The organism is Alcaligenes faecalis (assembly GCF_005311025.1).
GTDB classification, from domain to species: domain Bacteria; phylum Pseudomonadota; class Gammaproteobacteria; order Burkholderiales; family Burkholderiaceae_B; genus Alcaligenes; species Alcaligenes phenolicus.
The window spans coordinates 696,630-715,417 of the sequence record NZ_CP031747.1 but is presented as its reverse complement, the minus strand read 5'-3'; the positions used below and the strand labels follow the sequence as shown (position 1 = coordinate 715,417).

Annotated in this window: 19 protein-coding genes; 4 read left to right on the top strand and 15 right to left on the bottom strand. The window is 55.3% G+C overall.

All coding sequences use genetic code 11. From position 1 onward, the window contains the following. Positions 1 to 10: 10 nt before the first annotated feature. Positions 11 to 436, bottom strand: coding sequence for a universal stress protein (locus D0C27_RS03300; RefSeq protein WP_026482567.1), 426 nt, complete (start codon positions 434 to 436; stop codon positions 11 to 13). A gap of 250 nt (positions 437 to 686) precedes the next feature. Here D0C27_RS03300 and D0C27_RS03295 point away from each other — a divergent pair, with 250 nt between their 5' ends. Further along, on the top strand, positions 687 to 1,025 hold the full coding sequence (locus D0C27_RS03295) for a c-type cytochrome (RefSeq protein WP_137430416.1): 339 nt from the start codon (positions 687 to 689) through the stop codon (positions 1,023 to 1,025). Between the two features lie 47 nt (positions 1,026 to 1,072). Here D0C27_RS03295 and D0C27_RS03290 read toward each other — a convergent pair whose 3' ends face one another. From D0C27_RS03290 to D0C27_RS03255, 8 genes are all read right to left on the bottom strand, one after another. Continuing rightward, positions 1,073 to 1,960 (bottom strand): AraC family transcriptional regulator, encoded by an 888-nt coding sequence (locus tag D0C27_RS03290; RefSeq protein ID WP_060185075.1) that lies wholly within the window; start codon positions 1,958 to 1,960, stop codon positions 1,073 to 1,075. Positions 1,961 to 2,107: 147 nt separating this feature from the next. Then, positions 2,108 to 2,881 carry an aldolase gene (locus D0C27_RS03285; RefSeq protein ID WP_137430415.1) on the bottom strand — a complete coding sequence of 258 codons (774 nt, stop codon included), beginning with the start codon at positions 2,879 to 2,881 and terminating at the stop codon, positions 2,108 to 2,110. Positions 2,882 to 2,955: 74 nt separating this feature from the next. Then, positions 2,956 to 3,357 carry a RidA family protein gene (locus tag D0C27_RS03280; protein WP_035271572.1) on the bottom strand — a complete coding sequence of 134 codons (402 nt, stop codon included), beginning with the start codon at positions 3,355 to 3,357 and terminating at the stop codon, positions 2,956 to 2,958. Further along, a complete protein-coding gene (locus D0C27_RS03275) occupies positions 3,335 to 4,813 on the bottom strand; it encodes an aldehyde dehydrogenase family protein (RefSeq protein ID WP_137430414.1) in 1,479 nt (492 codons plus the stop codon). The genes D0C27_RS03280 and D0C27_RS03275 overlap by 23 nt, the downstream gene beginning before the upstream one ends. Continuing rightward, the gene (locus tag D0C27_RS03270; RefSeq protein ID WP_137430413.1) at positions 4,806 to 6,329 is read right to left on the bottom strand and encodes an FAD-dependent monooxygenase; all 1,524 of its coding nucleotides are present in this window, start codon (positions 6,327 to 6,329) and stop codon (positions 4,806 to 4,808) included. Before D0C27_RS03270 ends, D0C27_RS03275 begins: the two co-directional genes overlap by 8 nt. Before the next feature lie 157 nt (positions 6,330 to 6,486). Beyond that, the gene (locus tag D0C27_RS03265) at positions 6,487 to 7,704 is read right to left on the bottom strand and encodes a cyanate transporter (protein WP_060185078.1); all 1,218 of its coding nucleotides are present in this window, start codon (positions 7,702 to 7,704) and stop codon (positions 6,487 to 6,489) included. A gap of 54 nt (positions 7,705 to 7,758) precedes the next feature. Next, positions 7,759 to 8,433, bottom strand: a complete 675-nt coding sequence (locus D0C27_RS03260) for an ankyrin repeat domain-containing protein (RefSeq protein WP_137430412.1) — start codon at positions 8,431 to 8,433, stop codon at positions 7,759 to 7,761. Between the two features lie 104 nt (positions 8,434 to 8,537). After that, positions 8,538 to 9,491 (bottom strand): LysR family transcriptional regulator, encoded by a 954-nt coding sequence (locus D0C27_RS03255; RefSeq protein WP_026482563.1) that lies wholly within the window; start codon positions 9,489 to 9,491, stop codon positions 8,538 to 8,540. Between the two features lie 139 nt (positions 9,492 to 9,630). On the opposite strand from D0C27_RS03255, the gene D0C27_RS03250 reads away from it, so the two are divergent. Further along, on the top strand, positions 9,631 to 9,948 hold the full coding sequence (locus D0C27_RS03250; protein WP_026482562.1) for a DUF4148 domain-containing protein: 318 nt from the start codon (positions 9,631 to 9,633) through the stop codon (positions 9,946 to 9,948). A 15-nt stretch (positions 9,949 to 9,963) separates the two neighbouring features. Here D0C27_RS03250 and D0C27_RS19245 read toward each other — a convergent pair whose 3' ends face one another. Further along, a complete protein-coding gene (locus D0C27_RS19245; protein ID WP_021446589.1) occupies positions 9,964 to 10,143 on the bottom strand; it encodes a hypothetical protein in 180 nt (59 codons plus the stop codon). Here D0C27_RS19245 and D0C27_RS03245 point away from each other — a divergent pair. Next, entirely contained in the window at positions 10,142 to 12,550 is a 2,409-nt protein-coding gene (locus D0C27_RS03245; RefSeq protein ID WP_431188471.1) for a heavy metal translocating P-type ATPase, read from the top strand. The genes D0C27_RS19245 and D0C27_RS03245 overlap by 2 nt on opposite strands. A 148-nt stretch (positions 12,551 to 12,698) precedes the next feature. On the opposite strand, the gene D0C27_RS03240 is transcribed toward D0C27_RS03245, so the two are convergent. From D0C27_RS03240 to D0C27_RS03220, 5 genes are all read right to left on the bottom strand, one after another. After that, positions 12,699 to 13,139 (bottom strand): YtoQ family protein, encoded by a 441-nt coding sequence (locus D0C27_RS03240; RefSeq protein ID WP_137430410.1) that lies wholly within the window; start codon positions 13,137 to 13,139, stop codon positions 12,699 to 12,701. Positions 13,140 to 13,309: 170 nt separating this feature from the next. Then, on the bottom strand, positions 13,310 to 14,278 hold the full coding sequence (locus tag D0C27_RS03235) for a cyclase family protein (RefSeq protein WP_431188476.1): 969 nt from the start codon (positions 14,276 to 14,278) through the stop codon (positions 13,310 to 13,312). A 103-nt stretch (positions 14,279 to 14,381) separates the two neighbouring features. Continuing rightward, positions 14,382 to 15,053: a DsbA family oxidoreductase gene (locus D0C27_RS03230; RefSeq protein WP_137430408.1), complete on the bottom strand. Its 672-nt coding sequence runs from the start codon at positions 15,051 to 15,053 to the stop codon at positions 14,382 to 14,384. Between the two features lie 103 nt (positions 15,054 to 15,156). Continuing rightward, entirely contained in the window at positions 15,157 to 16,089 is a 933-nt protein-coding gene (locus D0C27_RS03225) for a LysR family transcriptional regulator (protein WP_137430407.1), read from the bottom strand. Between the two features lie 147 nt (positions 16,090 to 16,236). Further along, the gene (locus tag D0C27_RS03220; RefSeq protein WP_137430406.1) at positions 16,237 to 17,436 is read right to left on the bottom strand and encodes a tyrosine-type recombinase/integrase; all 1,200 of its coding nucleotides are present in this window, start codon (positions 17,434 to 17,436) and stop codon (positions 16,237 to 16,239) included. 188 nt (positions 17,437 to 17,624) lie between these two features. Here D0C27_RS03220 and D0C27_RS03215 point away from each other — a divergent pair, with 188 nt between their 5' ends. Further along, complete coding sequence (locus D0C27_RS03215; RefSeq protein WP_137430405.1) at positions 17,625 to 18,692, top strand: DNA-binding protein; 1,068 nt, start codon at positions 17,625 to 17,627, stop codon at positions 18,690 to 18,692. The last annotated feature ends 96 nt before the right edge of the window (positions 18,693 to 18,788 follow it).

The following is an 18,788-nucleotide window of genomic DNA, read 5'->3' as shown; positions in this document are numbered from 1 at the left end:
GTCAGCTCAATTACTTGATCAAGGTTACTGGCACATTAACCAGGCTCAGCACCTTGGTCGTGACCGAACCCAGAACCAGGCCGGGCAGGGCGCTCAGGCCGCGCGTACCCATCACAATATGATCGATCTGGTTCTTCTCTACATAGTCTTTGATCGTTTGGGCGGCATTACCGGCAATAATGCTTTCCTTGATTTTCAGAGGAGAGCCGGCGAGCACGGAACGAGCAGGCAGGAGCGCATTGCTGCCTTCGTCCTGGTAGTAAGCCTGCAGCACATCTTCCGAGAAAAAGCGTTTGACGTTACCCGACACGATCGGAGTAGGAACAGCCAGCACGTGCAAAGTGGCTTCTGGTTTGCCCGTTAGGATGTCCACGGCGGTTTTCAAAGCACGAGTGGAAGCATCAGACCCATCGACAGGAACGAGAACATTAAGCATGAAGACCTCTTGTAGTGTGTGAACTGTTTAAGTATGAAGCAATAACTTCTACTAGGACATTACAGAATAAGCGCGCAGACCAGCTTGATCAGTATCAAGCCCCACCGCTATTTGCTAAAGGCTGTTCTATCATAACCGTATGATCTCGGTGTGGATGCCACATCACCCCGTTTATGTGCGGAAAAAAACAAGCGCCACATCCCTTCGTCCCACCATTCCTTGTGCCCGTTTTTCTTAGGAGATATCCCTCATGAGCTTGAAGCAGCTACTGGTCTGTACGGCCTTGTTCAGTGCCGGTTTCAGCGCCCAGGCAGCCGAAGCCGGCTTTGACTCGGTCAAGGATGTGCTGACCAGAAATGCTTGTTTGTCCTGTCATACGGTAGACAGAAAAGTGGTCGGTCCCGCCTATAAGGACATAGCCAAACTGCGCAAGGACGATCCAGCCAACGCTGAAGTCATTGCCCAGCATATCCGTCAAGGCAGCAAGGGCGTCTATGGACCGCTGCCCATGCCTGCGAATGCAGCCATTTCTGATGCCGACATCAAGGCGGTGGTGGATTGGATCATGGCGGGTGCGCCAAAAGAGTAAGCAGTGTGTTTACACAATGGGAAACGGTCATCCAGGGATGGCCGTTTTTATTGGCTGCTCATCTGTGCCATCGGGACATGAATTTTAGAAAAAACATCTTCAACACGCCCATCCATATGAATGCACGGCTGCTCGTTCGACTCGACAGGCAAGGTTTGGGTCTGAGCAAAAAAGCGGGCAGGGGTGGTGCCCACCGTACGACGAAACATGGTGATAAAGGCACTCAAGCTTTCATAGCCCAAATCTTGAGCGGTTGCGGTCACCGATGTTCCGTTCGCCAGTTTCTGCAGGGCAATGGAACTATCCCATTGTTGCAGCCAGCGCCCAAAAGACATGCCTGTTTCGCGTAAAAATAGCCGTCCCAAGGTACGCGTACTGACTCCAATCAAGGCCCCCCATTGCTCCATGCTCAACTTCAGGCCGGGGTTTTGTGCCAAATGATCGATCAGCCTTTTCAAACGACGGTCCCCAGGCATGGGTAAATGCAGGGATTTTTGAGGGCTCAGGGCCAATTCATCCATCAGCACCGCAATCAAACGAGCATGGCGCAGCTCGCTCCCCGGCAGGTGCTCGCCAGACTGTACCAGTCTCAGAATCAACTCCCGCAACAAGGGACGGGTGAACAGAATCCCACATGCTTCCAGATGGGCAGGGGGCTGAGCCTCAATGTACAGATTCGCGATACTGGCTTGCTGGGTAGCTCGAGCAAAATGCATCACATCAGCCGGTATCCAGATCGCGCACTGAGGGGGCACCGCCCACACCCCTTGTTCGGTCTGTACAGACATGAATCCTTTCAGAACGTACAGTAGCTGGTGTTTGCGATGCTTGTGAGGCTCAGTGTCTCCCACAAAGGCCAGCTCTACCTGTAACCCCGTCACAGGTAAAGCGACCTGATCCAGATAGGCCTGGACAGTAACAATGGCATCTTTCATTCAAGGGTCGCAGGCGTGCTTGAAACAGCTGAAGCTACGCCCTTAAAAAAGCCGAAAAAAATACCGTAACACAGCGCTGGGCTGCAAAATTGCGGCTAACGGCCAGTTTCTATCGCATTCCGGCCAAAATAAAGTCGAATCCTGTGCCTACAAGAGCACGCCGCCGTCTGCCCGTAGCACGCGCCGCGCAAAATTTGCAAAGCTCAGCGCCAATACCTTGGGTTTAAGCAAGAAATCCCGAGACTCTCGTGCCAGCTCTGGCTTAATGTGCCTGATGGTACCCATGGCCCTGGCGTTCAATTGCATTTGCGCCGCGTGCTCCATCCACACCGCTAACAGGCACGCTTCCTCAATACTGCGTCCAGCCGTCAACAAACCATGGTGAGCCAGCAAAATGGCATGTCGGTCGCCCATTGCTTGCGAAATGATCTGCCCCTCTTCATCCCCAATGGGCAAGCCAGGCCAATCCGGAAGAAACGCACAGTTTTCGAAAAGAGGAGTGGCGTCCATATGAGCCACGACCAATGGCTCTCCCGTCATGGATAAGGCAGCACATGCCGGCGGATGTGTATGGACAATCGCTTGAACATCAGGGCGGTTGGCATAAATCCAGGCATGAAAACGTACCCCAGGATTGGGCATGGCGCTCCGTCCCCGAGGCTGTAGCTGTTGATCGACCTGCACCAAGGAACTGGCACAAGCTTCGTCAAAGCCAATCCCAAAACCCAGCGTCAACATATCCGTGCTATCCGGTGACAAGCGAGCCGTAATTTGCCCCGCCAAACCGCGCCAATGCCCCTCATCAAAAAGAATGCGACACGCCAGGGCCAACTTCTCCCGCTGAGTCCATGAGCCAGTATTCAACTCTCCCATTTCCTGGTTCACCTGGGCGGCAATCTGATTTTTCTCTTGAATTTTCATAGTCCATATCTTGTTGTACAGGCCAAAATAGCAGGACGGCTACCCGTGACAGGCAGCCGGTCAAACCATGCACCTTAAATCGTTGCCACCACCTGAACTTCCACCAAAAACCCCTCGGCAAACAGCGACTGCACGCCCACAAGCGTACTGGTTGGCGGGATGGAGCCTGCCGGCCTTGCCTGAGTCAAGGCTTGAACCAGCTGCGCTGTATGTTCAGTGCAATCACCAACGATATAGATCGTCTCGCTGATCACCTCGGAACGGCAGGTACCTGCAGCCTGGAGCACGATATCGATATTGCTGTAGGCACGCTCGAACTGGGCAAAGAGATCACCGGCTACCAAATGGCCATTTTCATCCCAGGATAGCTGTCCCGAGGTATAGACCAAACCAGCCTTATTCAGAACAATGCCATGAGACACCACCCCAGGCAGCTTGGGCAAATTGTCAGGGTTAATTGCTTGTTTGTTCTGCATTCATATGCTCCTTTAGCGGGTCTTGGGCTGCTATGCCCAGGCCCGGATTGATATTGATAACCTTGGCCTGGGTAAACTCCAGCAGCCCCTCCGCGCCCAATTCAATGCCAAAGCCTGACTGCTTACTGCCGCACTGAGGGATATGCGGCCCCAAGTCAATGTGCTGATTGATCCAAACCGTACCCGCTTGCAACTGATCGGCCACTCCTCTGGCTCGCTCCAGATCGGACGCCCATACCGAGGCGCCCAGGCCATAAGGGCTACGATTAGCCATGGCAATCGCTTGCTCCACGTTGCTGTAGCGAATGACAGGCAAGACCGGGCCAAACTGTTCCTCATCCACCAGACGAGTACCGTCTTCAATGTCCAGCACCAGAGTAGGGGGCAGAAAATAACCGGCCCCCTCCGGCACCGTACCCGCACTTAGAACCCGCCCATGCTGTCGGGCGTCCTCCAGGAGGGATTTCACCTTCTGAAACTGCTGCTGGTTCTGCAAGGGTCCCAGCGTTGTCTGTGAATCCAGACCATCTCCCAGTACCAGGCGCTGACAATGACTCCATAGCTCATGACTCAAGGCCTCGTAGAGCGAATCAGGAACATAGAGACGTTTCAAGGCGATGCAGGCCTGCCCACTGTTAAAGAAAGCGGCTCGCACAATACCGGGGGCGATCTGCTTGGGGTCCGCATCATCAAGCACAACCCCGGGGTCATTGCCTCCTAGTTCCAAGGTCAAGCGTTTCAAGGATTTGGCTGCATTAGCCATGACCTTGTAGCCAGTTGCGGTAGAACCCGTAAAAGAGATCTTGGCGACCTGAGGATGGCTGCTCAGCGCATCGCCCAGATCGTTGTGATCCGTGACGATGTTCACAACCCCCGCAGGCAAGGCATCGGCAATAAGCTCACCCAGTTTCAGGGTGGTCAGCGGCGTGGTCGCCGCCGGTTTGATAACCACCGTATTACCCGCCAACAAGGCGTGAGGCACTTTGAAGGCCAACAGCATCAAGGGGAAATTCCAGGGCGTAATCACGGCCACTACGCCCAAAGGCTGGCGTTGCAGATAAGCGTGTCTGATCGTGCTCTCTTCCAAGGTCTGCGTCTCTATGCGGCACTGAGCGACATACCGAAAAAACGCGACAGTGCCTTGCACTTCAGCCTGAGCATCCCGCAAGGGTTTGCCTTGCTCCTGGGTTAGCAGACGCGCCAACTCCAGGCAGTGCTCCTCAATAAGATCGGCAATCCTCAAAATCAGGGCGCGCCGTGTCTGCATGGTGCTCCGGGACCAAGCAGGAAAACTGCGGCTGGCCGCGTTAATTGCCTGTTCCATTTGCCGGAGCGAGGCTCGTGGACTATGAGCAAAAGGCTGCCCCGTACTGGGATTGATGACAGCCATGGTTTGTTCGCCGTCCACCAAAGCACCGTCAATCAACATTCTGAACGTGGATGTTTGACTATTCATCGGCCAGCCTCTCGGTGGTTTCCAACGCATGAGACGCAGTCTGAAAAGGCGTTAAAGCGTGTCGCATTGCCAAACGCAGGCGAGTGGCGTCTTGCTCATTGCTGGCCCAGGCGATATAGCCATCAGGCCGAATCAGCACAGCAGTCACGTGCTCCCAACCCTCACTGCGAACGGCCAGTGAGCTCCGATACAACACAGCCTTCAGGCCCTCCGGGCATTCCAGCTTATCGTTGTCATGCCCACTCACCTCCAGCATCACGTAGTGCCCCTGTTCCAGGAGGCCAAAAAGACTTTGTCCACCAACCAGATCCTGATCCGCTGCACGCCGTCCCACCAAGGCATGGTCACCCGGCACGGTTGATGGATACAGCACACTCAGGCCAGACAGCCTCTCGGCCAATGTTTTCTCCAAGGCAGGGGACTGCTTGATGAGCTTGTTCAAAAAGGAACGTAATTCCATACCCTCAACAGAGAAACAGCTCATCAAGGCAGTCTGTGCCTGGGTGTGCTCCAGCAAATCCTGGCCAACGGGGTAACGCTCCTGATGGTAGCTATCAAGCAAAGAGTGCGGCATCCACCCATTGATCACGGCAGCCAGCTTCCAGCCCAGATTCATGGCATCCTGAATCCCGATATTCAGCCCCACACCCCCGGCTGGCATATGCTGGTGGGCGGCGTCACCCGCCAAGAAAACCCGATTTTTACGGTAGCTCTCGGCCTGGCGGCTGGTATTGCTATAGCGAGACAGCCAGGACGGACTGTGCAATCCAAAATCGGTTCCAAAGACGGCCCGGACTTTTTCGCGTAGCTCTTCCAAAGGCAAATCACCCGGCCATGGACGATTCACATCGTCCGGCGACAGCCCGACCAAACGATGCTGGCCATCCGGCAACTTCGCCACCATGGCCGTCCCATTCAGCCCCCACTCACCAATCATGACGCCCTCGGGCGGGTCGGTCAGCATGGCGTCTCCCAGCCAACCCAATACCGTGGCATCTGTTCCAGGAAACGCAATCCCGGCCTGTTGACGCACTGTGCTGCGCGTCCCATCGCAGCCCACTAGCCATTGCGCTGTAGCGACATACTGCTCTAGCTGGCTGTTTTCAATCCAAACCGAGACCCCCTCCGGGTTCTGTTCAAAGCGGCATACTTTCTCGGACCGGCGGATATCCGCGCCCAAGGAGCGCGCACGCTCCTGCAAGATAGCGGTAATGCGCGCCTGGGGAATAGCCAGCGTATAGTCAAAGCGAGTGTCCAACTGCTTGAAGTCCAGACGATGCTCAAAGACGGCAAAATGTCCGCTAGGAATACGCACCGCCTGCGCCAGCATCTCGTGGTGTGCGCCACGCATGGCAAAGACTTCAATGGTTCGCGGATGAATCGTCAAAGCCCGAGATTGAGGGCTGATAGTGGCAGTTTGTTCAATCAGCAAGGTCTGCACACCCGCAAGCTGTAACTCGCAGGCCAGCCAGCAGCCAACCGGGCCGGCGCCCGAAATAATGACTTGATGTTCCACTGATGTCTCCTCGTTTTTTATGTAATCGTGGAGACATCATTGTTGAGGAAAGGCTGTCCGTCGGGATGCGCATAACGGACGAGTTCTAGCCTGAAACGGCCAAAAAAAACCTGGCTTGTCACAAAGCCAGGCTATTTCTACCGATACGAGCTGCTACTCAGGATGCCTCATTTCGCTTCATCTTTTGGGCGTATCGCGCAGGCTGAAAGCTCCAGGCCATGATGGCCACCAATACCGCCATTGCCGCATGCAACATCCAGCCTGCCTGAAAGCCATTACTCATTTCACGCAACTGTACGCTGATCATGGGAAAGAGGGCGGCAATCGGAAAGCCACCGCCTTGCATCAAGGCACTCAAGGTCCCGGCACGGGCTGCATCCGGAAAGTGGTCCAGAGCCACCAACAGCAGCAAGGAAAAGCAGCCCCCCAAGCCGATGCCGATAATAATCGCCCACAGATAGGGGGCCATATCGGGAATATAGGCAAAGGCCAGGAAGCCCACGAACTGACACGCCAGCGCCAGCCATACCCACATGCGGCGATCTTTATTCTTGGCCGCCAAGGTAGGCAAGCCAAAGGCGGCAATGGCTTGTGCCACCGACAGGACCGCCACCAGGCTACCGCTGGCTTCAGCCGTCCAGCCCCGGTCTTGATAGAACGTCGCCAGCCAGGTCACCAAAGAGGCATAGCCGCCATTGATCAGGCCAAAACACACAATCAAGGTCCAGGTGCGAGGGCGAGCCAGCAAGGACAAGGATGGGGGCGACAAATTCGCGCCCGGAGCTTCACGCGGCACCACTTTCCAGGCAATCCACAAGGCCACGCTGATCGGCAAGGCCCAGAAAGCCAGCGCGATACGCCAGCTGTCCGTCAAGGAGCTGACCCACGGCGTAATCTGCGCACCCAAAGCACCCCCACCCATCAAGGTCGCGGAGTAAACCCCGGTGACCTGAGCGATATGGCGCGGAAACTGTTCCTTGATCAAACCGGGCATCCCCGCTTGCAGCAAGGACACGCCCAAACCACAGATCAGCGCTGTTGCAATCAGGCTGGCCCCATTAGGCACAAACCAGCGCAGCACACAGCCCAGGCACAGCAAGAGCAAGGATGTAATCAAGACATGGCGCAGTGCCAGGACGCGCCGCAAGGAGGGCATGCAGAAAGCGCCCAGTCCCATCACCATCATGGGCAGCAAAGTCAGCCAGGCCAGGCTGCTCAAGGGCATGTTCAACCCTTGGGCCACCTGTCGTGCCAAGGTGCCGCTGGAGGTCAGAAAAGGGCGCAGGTTCAAGCCGACCAGAATGACGAAAGCCAGCCACAAAGCTGGGCTGGCTTGAACACCCGTCGACGACGGGGCAGTCTGAGTAGAAGACATAAAATCGTTATTGTTGTGATTGGAAGAAAAATGCAGCCGCCGAGTCGGCGACGTTTAAGGATTCGCGCCAGCCTGTTCCAGAATCTCGGCCATCTCAGTCTGGCTACGCTGGCGAGCCAGGCTCAAGGGACGCACTCCCTGACGATCCGGCAGGTTCACATCCGCTCCGGCCTTGATCAGCAAACGCAGCACTTCCTGGTGGTCCGGCCCGCCATCAGAGAGCACAATCGCCTCATGCAAGGCAGTCCAGCCCAAGTAATTCACATGGTTAGGGTCGACCCCCGCCGCCAGTAAAAGGCGCACAACATCGACATAACCGTGCTCAGCCGCTGGAATCAGCGCCGTACCACCATAGCGGTTCACGCTACGCAGATCGGCTCCGTTCTCCAGAGTCATGCGCAGGATTTCCAGACGACCTTGTGCACCCGCGACCAAGTAAGGGCTGTCGTGAATGGAGTCGGCCTGATTTACATCCGCACCGGCACGTATCAACTGCCGGGCAATATCAATATGGTTTAACCAAGTTGCACGTAACAAGGGGCTTTGCCCTTGATCGTCGCTGACACTGACGCTGGCGCGAGCCCGCTTTTCTGAAAGAATCTCGCGCACTTTGGCGCTATCGCCTTGCTCTACCGCTTCCAGCAATACTGTTTGTGACCACACACTGCCACTCCCCAAGGCCAAACTCATCACCATTCCAGCCAGCAAGCTTTGCAGTATTACTTTCATGCGCTTCCCCCCCGTCATGGCATTGGCCCCACAGGACCAAACGTTTATAAATAGCATAGATAGGCCTTGGGCAACACCGATTCATAAGCATACTGCTTATTTTCTTACGGATAAGCTTGACCGGCTGCGGCCACATCCAATTCGGGCTGAGACATCAATCTATCCAGCTCGCTACGCAGATAATTAAGAAACACGCGCGTCTTTTGCGGCATCAGACGCGAGGGGAGCAAAGCCAGAATAGGGAAAGGCGCAAACTCCCAATCCGGCAAAACACGCTCCAGGTGCGCGCAATCCGGATCCAATTTTCGCTCCAGCAAGGAAGAGGCGGTAATACCCAGGTCATGCACGGCCAGTTTGCGCATCATGATGGCGTTATTGACGGTAATGGAACCTTCCACAATCGCGTCATAGCGCTCCTGATTCGGCCCACGCAAGGACCAGACTCGATCCGAGCTGGCGGGGCGGGCACAAATACAAGTATGGCCTGCCAGTTCAGAAGGATGCTTGGGTCGCCCTTTGCGGTCCAGATAGTTTCGGGTGGCATACAGCCCCAGACGAATCTGTCCTAACATGGTGGCCACCGCGCTGGAGTCAGGCTGAGCACCCACACGGATGACGCAATCGTAGTTGTCGGCCTGCAAATCAATAGGCCGTATGGTCAGGTCAAACTCCAGCTCAATATCCGGGTACTGTTGATTAAAGCCCCGGATAATGGCGGGCATCAGCACAATGCTGAAACTGGCAGGCATGGAAACCCGTAAACGTCCTTTGGGGGTCTGAGCCACATCCAGCAATTGTTCATGAGCCAGACGAGCCTGTTCGACGACAGCCAGGCAGCGCTCGAAATACACTTGTCCCGCGTCGGTCACATCTACATTGCGCGTACTGCGTTTGAGCAGGGCCACACCCACTTCTTTTTCCAATTCGCGGATACGGCGTGACACGGTGGAAACCGGCATTCCCAGGGCTTGGGCAGCACGGCTAAAGTGGCGGGCACGAGCCACTTCCACGAAGATCGCGATGTCGTTGAGCAGGGGACCGGCGATAATGGTACTCATTTGAATTGTTCCATGAATGGAAATACGTTTGCAATATTAAGGGTTTTTACTAGGTTTAGAAAGGCTCATACTCCATCTAACGATTCGCTAAACACAACAGCGAACCACCGAAAAACACACCGTAGATTTGGAGTAAATAATGAAAAACATCGCACGCGCAACTATCGCCAGCCTGATTCTTGGTGCCACCGCTTTGAGCGGCACTGCCATGGCAGCTACCAACAATGTCGCTACCGGCGAAAACCTGAACTACCCAGCAATTGAATCGACCGACGCTCCTTTGAGCCGTCAGCAAGTCGTTCAAGAACTGGCTGCTGCTCAAGAGCAAGGCTACATTAGCACGGGTTCCATGGGCGACTACCCACGTATCGATACCCGCTCCGAGCTGAGCCGTGATCAGGTTGCCGCAGAAGCCAAAGACTGGAATAACAACAACGGCACCTTTGTTGCTTACTAAGCTGCTGATTGATCCCTAATTAGTCGTAGTTCCCCCTTGAAACGCCTCTTCGGAGGCGTTTTTTTTATCAGCTGTTGACCTTCCCATCGGGTCAAGCCCTAAAGTGGCTTCATTGACGATCCATTGAAGGGTGATTTCGATGACAAGCAGCGCTTCAAACAAGGGCTCACGCCTGACTTTAGATGTGGAAGGCATGACATGTGCTTCCTGCGTCAGTCGGGTTGAAAAGATTATTGGCAAAGTCCCCGGTGTGCAATCGGCCCAGGTAAATCTGGCCACCAACAAGGCCACCGTGGAATTTGAGGGTGCCGCCCCGGTCGACGCCATTATGCAGGCAGTGGAAAAGGGTGGTTACAAAATTTCCCAGCAAGACATTGTGCTGGACGTGCAGGACATGACCTGCGCCTCCTGCGTGGGCCGCGTTGAAAAGGCCTTGCTGAAGGTACCGGGCGTACAAAAAGCCTCGGTCAATCTGGCAACCGCCAAAGCGCATGTGCAAGTGGCGCAGGGTGTGAAAGCTCCTGAGCTGATTCAGGCGGTGAGCAAAGCCGGCTATCCTGCCAGCCTTGCCGAAACGGCTGTTACGAATGACCAGTTCGAGCGTGCAGAACAAACCTACGAAACGCTGCGCAAGCGTTTCTGGCTGGCGACGGTGCTGGCCTTGCCCGTTTTCATTCTGGAAATGGGCGGCCATATGGTGCCTGCTTTCCATCATTGGGTAGCCAGCACCATAGGTACACAGAACAGCTGGCTGATCCAGTTCGTGCTGACCACGCTGGTTTTGCTGTTCCCAGGCCGCGAGTTCTACACCAAAGGGATTCCTGTTCTCTTGCGTGGTGGCCCGGACATGAACTCGCTGGTCGCTGTGGGCACCCTGGCGGCCTACAGCTTCTCGCTGGTGGCTACCTTTGCGCCACAGTGGCTGCCTTCCGAATCCGTCTACGTGTACTTTGAAGCTGCCGCTGTCATCGTCGCCCTGATTTTGCTGGGCCGGCTCATGGAAGCCCGCGCCAAAGGTCGCACGTCTGAAGCCATTCAACGCCTGCTCAGCCTGCAGCCGCCTACCGCTCGTGTACGTCGCGACGGTCAGGAAATTGAGCTGCCCCTGGCAGATCTGCATACGGGCGATGTCGTGCTGGTTCGTCCCGGCGAGCGTATCCCCGTTGACGGTGATGTTCTTGCCGGTCAGAGCTATGTGGATGAATCCATGGTGACAGGCGAATCCATTGCCGTGTCCAAATCCCAGGGCGATAAAGTCATTGGTGGCACAGTGAACCAAAAAGGTTCGCTGGAATTTGAGGCTACCGCCGTGGGGCAGGACACCGTACTGGCCAATATTGTGTCCATGGTAGAGCAGGCCCAAGGCTCCAAGCTGCCTATTCAAGCCGTGGTCGACAAAATCACGCTGTGGTTTGTGCCCGCCGTCATGACACTAGCCGTCTTGACCGCCATTGTCTGGCTGATTTTTGGCCCATCGCCCGCATTGAGCTTTGCACTGGTCAATGCCGTCGCTGTGCTGATTATTGCTTGCCCATGTGCCATGGGTCTGGCAACGCCAACCTCCATCATGGTGGGGACGGGCCGAGCCGCACAGGCTGGCGTGCTGTTCCGTAAAGGGGACTCTCTGCAAGCACTGCGTGATGTAAAAGTCGTAGCCGTGGATAAAACAGGCACCCTGACCAAGGGCGCGCCCGAACTGACCGATTTTGTCTGCGCACCCGGAGAGAACCAGGATCAGGCTTTGGCAGCGATTGCCGCTCTGGAAAACTACTCCGAGCATCCGATTGCCCAAGCCATTGTCAGCGCCGCCAAGGAAAAGCAAATCACCTTGCCCAAGGCTGAGCAGTTTGAGTCCCTGACAGGCCTGGGTGTCACCGCCCAAATCGGAGCTGACCAATGGCATGTGGGTGCAGATCGCCTGATGACGCAATTAGGGGCGGACCTGTCAGCCTTTACCGAGCAAGCCCAGACGCTGGCGCAGGACGGCAAAATCCCCATGTACGCCGCCCGCAACAAGCAGGTCATTGCCTTGCTGGCCGTGGCTGACCCCATCAAGGAAACCACGCCGCGCGCCATCGAGCAGTTGCATGCCCGTGGCATCAAGGTCGTCATGATTACCGGCGATAACCGCCACACAGCCAATGCCATTGCCCGCCGTCTCAATATTGATGAAGTGGTGGCGGAAGTCATGCCTGAAGGCAAGGTGCAAGCGGTTCAGGCCTTGCGCGATACCCATCAGCATCTGGCCTATGTCGGCGATGGCATCAACGATGCACCCGCTCTGGCTGTAGCAGACGTGGGGATTGCGATTGGCACCGGAACGGACATTGCCATTGAAGCGGCTGATGTAGTCTTGATGTCGGGCGATATGCAAGGCGTGGTCACCGCGATAGCCTTGTCCCACGCCACCATGCGCAATATCCGTCAAAACCTGTTCTGGGCCTTTGCCTATAACGTGGCACTGATTCCGGTAGCAGCAGGCGTGCTCTATCCCTTTAACGGCACTTTGCTCTCGCCCATGTTTGCCGCTGGCGCCATGGCCTTGTCCAGTGTCTTTGTGGTCAGCAATGCCTTGCGTTTGCGACGGGTGAAGCTGAACTAAGGTACCCGCACAACACGTTTCACTACAGCGCAGTAGAACCCGGTGTAAACCAAGGGGTTCTTTCAAGCAGAGAAAAAAATGCCGCCCAACCGGGGCGGCATTTTTTAGCAAAGCGATATTGCCAAACTCATGATCCGGCCTTCACCGATCAGGCTTTCAGCGTATAACGCAAAATCTCCACGATTTGCTCGGGGCTAGTTGCCCAGGCCTGCGCACTGGCATCCACTTCTTTCAAGGGGTGGATGATGTCTTCGGCGTGCAACGTCACGTACGGTTTGCCCAGGGCGGCACAGAAACCGGCATCAAAGGCAGCATTCCACTGTTTGTACTTGTCTCCAAAACGCACCACGACCAGATCCGCCTGTTCAATCAGGGTTCTGGTACGGATGGCATTGATTTTGGAGGATTTGTGATCACGCCAGAAACCTTCGCTGGCCGGTTCCAGGTGATCGCCGGCGGCATCGCTGGCATCGTGATCGGTAACAGGGCTGGTAAAGGTAATATCCAATCCAGCGGCCTTTGCACCTTGAGCAATCTGCTCGCGCCAATCCGTGTGAATTTCGCCGGACAGATAAACGGTGTAAGTCATTACATACTCCATAAAGAAAAGCCGGACGCCCCTTTAACAGGCGCCCGGCGCATTCAAACCCACCCAACAGTAGCATATTGAGCGGCACCTAACAGCAGGCAAACGCGATAGCCCTTATTCGCAAACGCATCAAGGGCTAAAGAAACGGGTTTCTTTATGAAGCCTGTGGATCAGCGAATCGGGATGGCAACCGGACGCAGCGGAGCCGCATCACCGCCCCGAATCTTGAGCGGACCACCAATAAAGGCAAACTCATAGACCTTGTCCTTGGACAATTCATCCAGGGCAATCAACTCAATGATCGGTGCGCCTTGTTGAGCCAATAGATAGGTATGCAAGGGGACGTAGTCATCAGGCACCTCGGAAGGGAAGGTTTCAAAGCTCAAATTGTCCGCACCCACAATCATCGCACCGCCTTCCTCCACCAGATAACGAGCAGCATCCAGACCCATGCCGGGCGGCGCGTTCATGTAGGCTTTAGGATCATTAAAGAGCTTCATGCGGCCCGTGCGGATCAGGACAATATCGCCTTCTTTCAGCACCGTTTTCTGACGGGCCAGTGCATCCTTCAAGTCCTGGCGTGTGATGCGGTATTGATCGGGCAGCATGTCTACGCCTTTGGCGGCGGCCACATCAATCAAGACGCCACGGGCGATCAAGGGCGGGAATTTCTCGATGCCAGTACGGTTCCAGCCACGGTCACCCAGATGCTCATCAGCCTTGAAACCATTCCAGATCTTTCCATGAATGCCGAAGTGATTCAGGGCATCAATATGGGTGCCCGTATGGCTGTACATGGAAAAAGCCGTGCCTGTGTAGCTACGAACCGCGTTCATCTCATCGCCAACTCCCATCGGGTCATCCACTGCGGTACCACGGGGGGTATGGGTCATCCAGAACTGATAGTGCGGGTCTCCCGCGCCCTGCCAGCTGGGCATGCCCAGGTAGTAGTCGGTTGCCAGGTCATAGACTTTGCTGCCATCCAGACGGGACAAGATGGCGGCCCGGGAAGCAGGGGTGATCAGGTTCAAGCGACCAATTTCATCGTCCGGCCCCCAGGGACTGATGCCCACTTCCTGAGCACTAAGGGGCAAAGGGTTGCTCGCTGGGTGAGTGGAATGAGCCAGAGAGACGCTCATGCTGCTTGCACCAACCAGCAGTAAACCGAGAAGACGGTGAGAAAAACGAATCGACATGGGATGTCCTTTTATGAAGCGTAGATAAGAAAGAGAGGGGCAGCGCTTACAGCAAAGCGCGCAAACGGCTTTTGAGCATTTCGGCGGATTGGGTCTGCAAACGGGCCAACACTTGGCCGGTCTCGCGTGAGGAGACTAATAAAGTGGGGATGGACTGGATCCCTAGCCGTACCGCTTCGGCGCGATCGGCTTGAACTCGCTGCTGCGCGATATCGCTATCCATAGCATTCAGAAAGGCCTCACCATCAAAGCCTTGCGCAATGGCGACCTCCAGTAGCGTGTCCATATCGCCGATATTGCGACTTTCTGCCAGATGCGCACGCTGCACCGCATCGAAGTAATCCCAATGGGCGTTATCGCCAGAAAGTAGCTGCGCCGCCTGACACGCCCGAGCGGACAACATTCCATGGGGATAGTCGAAGTTCTGTGCTCGCATGCCCTCGATATTGATGGACTGCGTATCGTCGTGTTGGGCGCAGGCGGCCCAGTGGCCCAGGATTTCACGTTTGGCACGCTCCATGGAGCCGAAGGCTTGCAGCATCTGCTCGCGGCTGTCTTGCAGAACAAAGGTATGGTGGCGGACCTGGATGCCCAGTTCGGCGGCAACTTGCCGCAAACGTGGCGACATGACATAACACCATCCGCAGACGGCATCATGGAAGAAATCAATAATCAGGGGGGAGACAAGCGGCTGGGTCGGGTGTGTTTGATCGTGCATTGTGATGTCCTTGTAAGATGGTCATCACAATAGCGTTCCCCGGAGCGGAGAATAAGCACGTGGCGGTGCAGACAGTTTTTACTCCGAGTTCATAAAGGTCTGTTTACAGGGCGTTGGACATGGCATGGGGCAGTTGGTCGGCCAGATAATCCACGAAGGCTTTGACCTTGGGTTGCAGGTGGCGATTGGTCGGATACACGGCGTAGATATGGCGGGGCTCATTCACGAACTCGGGCAAAACGCGTTGCAACTGCCCGCAAGCAATTGCTGGATCTGCCAGAAAGGAAGGCAGGGCGCCAATACCCAAACCGGCAATCAGAAAGTCGCGCAGCATCAGGCTGTTATTCACTTGACTATGCTCACCTGAAAACAGCAAAGCCGTACCACTGGGGGTGTGCTGTTGAGGATTGCTGTCGAAATCACTATCAAAAGCAAGGCCCTGGGTATGTGCCAGGCTATAGCTGATCATTTTGTGATTGCGCAGATCCTGCAAGGTCTGAGGCAGGCCATGCTGCTTCAAATAGCTGGGGGCGGCGCATAATTTTTGCTCGATGGTGGCGAGGCGACGAGCAATCAGGGTGGAATCATCCAGGCTGCTACGCAAACGCACCGAGACATCAAAACCGTGAGCCACGGCATCCACGATCCGGTCTTCCATCACCAGCTCCAGCTTCAGTTCCGGATACTTGTGTAGAAAATCCGTCATCAATGGCGATAGGACGCTAAGCGCAAACGACAAGGGGGCATTCACGCGCAAGGTCCCCGTCACGCGCTGGGACTGCTGTTTGACCGAGCGCTCCAAAGCGTCCAGCTCATCCAGTATCCGACAGCATTCGACATAGTAGCTGCGGCCAGTCTCCGTCAGACTCATGCTGCGCGTAGTGCGCTGGATCAGCACCGTATCCAGATGCGCTTCCAAGGTACGCAGTTGCTTGCTCAAACCCGCTGCGGATATCCCCAGATCCTCCGCGGCTTTGGCAAGTCCGCCCAGCTCCACAATGCGCCGGAAGGTGCGCATGACATTAAAAGTGTCCATAAGGGATAGGTACTCCAACAATCAGCTATAGCAAGGCTTGGGCGGGGAGCATGCCTGAAAACAGGAACGCAGCCCCCTCAGGAACCGTATCCTACCGCATTGCCGCGGGCTGTCTGCGTCTGATTTTCTTGTCTCGAAGCGGGTGCTTTATTTCCAACCCAGGCTGTGGGATTGCTCCAGAGCCTGGTGACGCTGATCATCATCCGCATGCAGATAGATATTGGTCGTAGCGATAGACTCATGGCCCAAAGTGTCACGGATGATACGTAGATCCACTCCTTGATCAGCCAGGTGAGAACCTGCCGAGTGACGCAGCCAGTGAGCCGAGGCCTGCTCCAGAATACGGGCCTGGAACTCCTGATCGGGATGCAGACTCCGTAAACGATCCGCACTACCTTGAAAAACCTGTTTGACCAAAACATGCGCCATGGCCCGCGTCAAATGCTTGTCGCTGGCGCCGGCGGACATTAATAAAGGATAGGGCTCCAAAGCCTGGGGCGGTCCTTCCAGCCCATGCGCTTGTCGGTAGCGCATCAATTCGCCGTACAGCTCTTGCGTTAAAGGCACACGACGCCATTTGTCGCCCTTGCCGTGGATATGCAGCCACCACTGAGCCGTCGTTCCCGCATCAACACGTTCCTGAACATCGGCCATACGCGCCTGAACCAGTTCGGAAATGCGCAGGGCGCCGCCATAAAGAATGGAAAAGAGCCAACGTACGCGGGCTTTGTAGCGCAACTCGCTCTGCGTATCTTCAGGAAGGGCCTGGATGTAATCCTGTACCCAACGCCATTGCAACCGGGTCAAGTACCGTTGCTGGGGGGCGGTGGTTTTCTTTTGACGTCGGCCCTGATGAGACAAGGCCAAAGGATTGCCCGCCAAATACCCCGCCTGCACCAGCCAGCTAAATAAAGAGTTCAGAATCAATAACGCCTGATTCCGGCTGCTTTCAGACAAGGGCCCCGCAAATGGCCGCCATGCCGCATGGTGACGGGCAGGGCGGGAGCGCCCTTGAACCACCCAGCGATGAGCGGGTTGAGGGTCCGCCAGAAACAAACGATAGGCCAGGATGTCTTCCAGGCTAAGCGAGGACAAGTCCTTGCGACGCTCCAATACCGCCCATAACAAGAGACGCTCCGCCTCCTTGCGGTAGTTCGCATAGGTGCGTGGGCTATCTATGTAGCGCGCCAACCAGGCTCGCAATGCCTCTATATCTGTTTGCGCCTCAATCTGTGCACGTCCGCCGATAGACCGGTTGGCCCCTTGCCGTCCGTCAAAACGAGCCAGCAATTGAGCAATATCGTCCGATCCCAGATCGGTTGAGGGCGAAGTGTTGGCTATTTCCATGAATAAGCAGAAAAACGAAGGCGATAAGAGAGCAGGAAGGGTTTCCAAACCCGTGCCTGTGCCAATCAGCCTGTTTAGGGTCAGATATTTGACATTATAGAGATAATGTCAAATTATAGAATCCGATTTGTTGATAATTTTATATATTACGTTGTATTATTAATTAAATTATCAACAAAGGTGGAAAAATGGAGCAAAACCAGCCAAACGAGGGGCAAATCCTGGCCGATGTTGCCCAATTACGTGATCGCTTCAGCCATACGCAGACTTTGTACAAAGAAGTGGCCGCACTCCTGTTTTTCCGCTATGGCGTCACACCTACGGCCAACAAGCTGTACCAATTGGTGCGCAAAGGCAGCATGAGCGCTCCGGCTCAGGCACTACAGACGTTCTGGGAAGATTTGCGGGATAAAAGTCGAGTTCGGCTGGATGTGGCCGACATGCCCGAAGAGCTACAAGCCCTGACGGGGGATCTGCTGGGTCGTATCTGGCAAGAAGCGATGGGGCACTCGAAGCAGCAAATGCTGCATTACCAGACTCAGGCTGATGAACGCGTCGCACAGGCCCAAGCCCAAACCCTGGAGGCCCAACAGACATTGGAAGTAGAGCAGGGCGCCTTGAAAAATGCCCAAGCCCATATAGCAAAGCTGAAAGAAGAAATACAGGCAGCCGGTCAGGTGCAAGCAGCTCTGAAACAAGACTTGCTGCACGCCAAACAACGTCAAAACGAGCTGGAAACCGAAAAACAATTGGTTCAACAAGAACTGCGCCGCCAAGGTGAGCAATTCACCCAGGACTTGGAGCGGCTGCAAAAGGCTATTGAGCTGACCGAAGAACGCGCCCAGGCCAACGAGCGCCGTGCTTTACTGGAAATCGACAAGGAACGCTCCATTCAAACGCGACTGCGTCAGCAAATAGAAGAGGCCGAGCAAGCAAACAAGACCCAGCGTCAAGCTCACGAACAGGAGCTGAACAAACAGCAGGATCAAATGCAGAAACTGCGCCAGGAGTTGGGGCAAGAGCAGGGCGAGCGCCGCGCGATGCAAGCGGCTATGGATATCAGCCATAACTTAGCCAAAGAGATGCAGGGGCAATTGCAAATGTTGCGTACTCGCGCTGCTTTGCTGGAGCGGGAGAATGAAGAGGCGCGCAAAACAGCCCAACGACTCAGCCAGGAACTGGAACAAGCCCAAAGCCAGCCTGTACGCCCCCTACGGTTGAAGCGACGCCTGATCAAGAACGATCCTGAACAATAAAATCTATTTAGCAGCCTATGCCAGCCATCCGTAAGGCTGATTTGCTACGCTTTCAATCGCCTGGATAGACCACTGCGTGTAACGGTCTGTTTTAGC